Source organism: Paracoccus yeei ATCC BAA-599, assembly GCF_000622145.1.
Lineage (GTDB): Bacteria > Pseudomonadota > Alphaproteobacteria > Rhodobacterales > Rhodobacteraceae > Paracoccus > Paracoccus yeei.
Map to the genome: position 1 here is coordinate 1 of NZ_JHWH01000002.1, position 2500 is coordinate 2500.

Consider the following 2500-nt stretch of genomic DNA (forward strand, 5'->3'; position numbering starts at 1 on the left):
CCTTCAGGTTATGAGCCTGACGAGCTACCGGGCTGCTCTACCCCGCGTCCGTTGCATCGCTTTGCGTTGCTTTCATCGTTCTGAGAGATGTTTTCGCTTCTTTTCAGGTCTGGCGGTGACCTACTCTCCCACGTCTTTTGACGCAGTACCATTGGCGCGACGGCACTTAACGGCCGAGTTCGGGATGGGATCGGGTGTTTTGCTCGTGCTTTGGCCACCAGACCGGAAAAGGAGCGAGATCGGCGTTATCCCGCAGGATGAAGTTGTCCAAGGATGCTTTTGGAAGAAGGTCTGTCTTCTTCCGGATCAAATCAAGCCAATCGAGCCATTAGTACCGGTCAACTGAACGCATTGCTGCGCTTACATCTCCGGCCTATCGACGTGGTGGTCTTCCACGGCTCTCAAGGGATACCTTGTTTTGAGGGGGGCTTCACGCTTAGATGCCTTCAGCGTTTATCCTGTCCGTTCATAGCTACCCAGCACTGCCGTTGGCACGACAACTGGTCCACCAGTGGAACGTTCACCCCGGTCCTCTCGTACTAGGGGCAACTCCTCTCAAGTATCCTACACCCACGGCAGATAGGGACCGAACTGTCTCACGACGTTCTAAACCCAGCTCACGTACCTCTTTAAATGGCGAACAGCCATACCCTTGGGACCTGCTCCAGCCCCAGGATGAGATGAGCCGACATCGAGGTGCCAAACGATGCCGTCGATATGGACTCTTGGGCATCATCAGCCTGTTATCCCCAGCGTACCTTTTATCCGTTGAGCGATGGCCCTTCCACTCGGGACCACCGGATCACTATGGCCGACTTTCGTCTCTGCTCGACTTGTCAGTCTTGCAGTCAGGCTGGCTTCTGCCATTGCACTCAACGAGCGATTTCCGACCGCTCTGAGCCAACCTTCGCGCGCCTCCGTTACTCTTTGGGAGGCGACCGCCCCAGTCAAACTACCCACCACGCAGGGTCCCGGACCCGGATAACGGGCCGCGGTTAGACATCAAGAGTGCGAAGGGTGGTATCTCAAGGATGGCTCCACGGGAACTGGCGTCCCCGCTTCAATGCCTACCACCTATCCTGCACATCGCAATCCTGATGCCAGTGCGAAGCTATAGTAAAGGTGCATGGGGTCTTTCCGTCTAACCGCGGGAAGTCTGCATCTTCACAGACAGTTCAATTTCGCTGAGTCCACATTTGAGACAGCGGGGAAGTCGTTACGCCATTCGTGCAGGTCGGAACTTACCCGACAAGGAATTTCGCTACCTTAGGACCGTTATAGTTACGGCCGCCGTTTACCGGGGCTTCAATTCAAGGCTTGCACCTCTCCTTTTAACCTTCCGGCACCGGGCAGGCGTCAGACCCTATACGTCGCCTTACGGCTTCGCAGAGCCCTGTGTTTTTAGTAAACAGTCGCCACCCCCTGGTTTGTGCCCCCGACCGATGCTTGCGCACCAATCGGGCCTCCTTCTCGCGAACTTACGGAGGTATTTTGCCGAGTTCCTTAAATGTGGTTCTCTCAAGCGCCTTGGTATTCTCTACCAGTCCACCTGTGTCGGTTTAGGGTACGGTCTTGTGGAGGGCTATTTCCAGGAACCGCTCAGCAGCCCCTCCAATCCGATAAGGAGGAACTACACCTGCGATCCGTCACCATCTCCTGGCCCAGGAATATTAACCTGGTTCCCATCGACTACGCCTTTCGGCCTCGCCTTAGGGGCCGGCTTACCCTGCTCAGATTAGCTTTAAGCAGGAACCCTTGGACTTTCGGCGACAGGGTCTCTCACCCTGTTTGTCGCTACTCATGTCAACATTCTCGCTTCTGATCACTCCACCGGATGCCTTACAGCCCGGCTTCACAGTCAGAACATTGCCTCCGTTGCCCTGACGAGCAAAAGAGGCAGCGTTCTCTATCACAGAACGCTCCGCTACCGCGTGCATAAATGCACACCCAAAGCTTCGGCTCGTGGCTTGAGCCCCGTTACATCTTCGCCGCAAGACCTCTTGATTAGACCAGTGAGCTGTTACGCTATCTTTAAAGGATGGCTGCTTCTAAGCCAACCTCCTGGTTGTTTTGGAAGTCTCACATGCTTTCCCACTTAGCCACGAATTGGGGGCCTTAGCTGTTGGTCAGGGTTGTTTCCCTCTCCACGACGGACGTTAGCACCCGCCGTGTGTCTCCCGGATAGTCCTTCTCGGTATTCGGAGTTTGCTTAGACTCAGTAAGGCTGTGGGCCCCCATCATCCATGCAGTGCTCTACCCCCGAGAGGATACGTCCGAGGCGCTACCTAAATAGCTTTCGCGGAGAACCAGCTATCTCCAGATTTGATTGGCCTTTCACCCCTAGGCACAAGTCATCCCGACCTTTTTCAACAGGTGTGGGTTCGGACCTCCAGTTGGTGTTACCCAACCTTCATCCTGCTCATGCCTAGATCATCTGGTTTCGGGTCTGATCCGTCTGACTCATGCGCCCATTTAAGACTCGCTTTCGCTGCGCCTACAC

The 2500-nt window shown here is 55.1% G+C and carries 2 rRNA genes (1 of these 2 cut by a window edge); both read right to left on the minus strand.

From position 1 onward, the window contains the following. Window positions 1-107 precede the first annotated feature (107 nt). A 5S ribosomal RNA gene (gene rrf / locus BU28_RS0102255) occupies window positions 108-222 on the minus strand. An 85-nt stretch (window positions 223-307) separates the two neighbouring features. Further along, window positions 308-2500: ribosomal RNA gene (locus BU28_RS0102260) — 23S ribosomal RNA — on the minus strand (it continues 638 nt past the right edge of the window).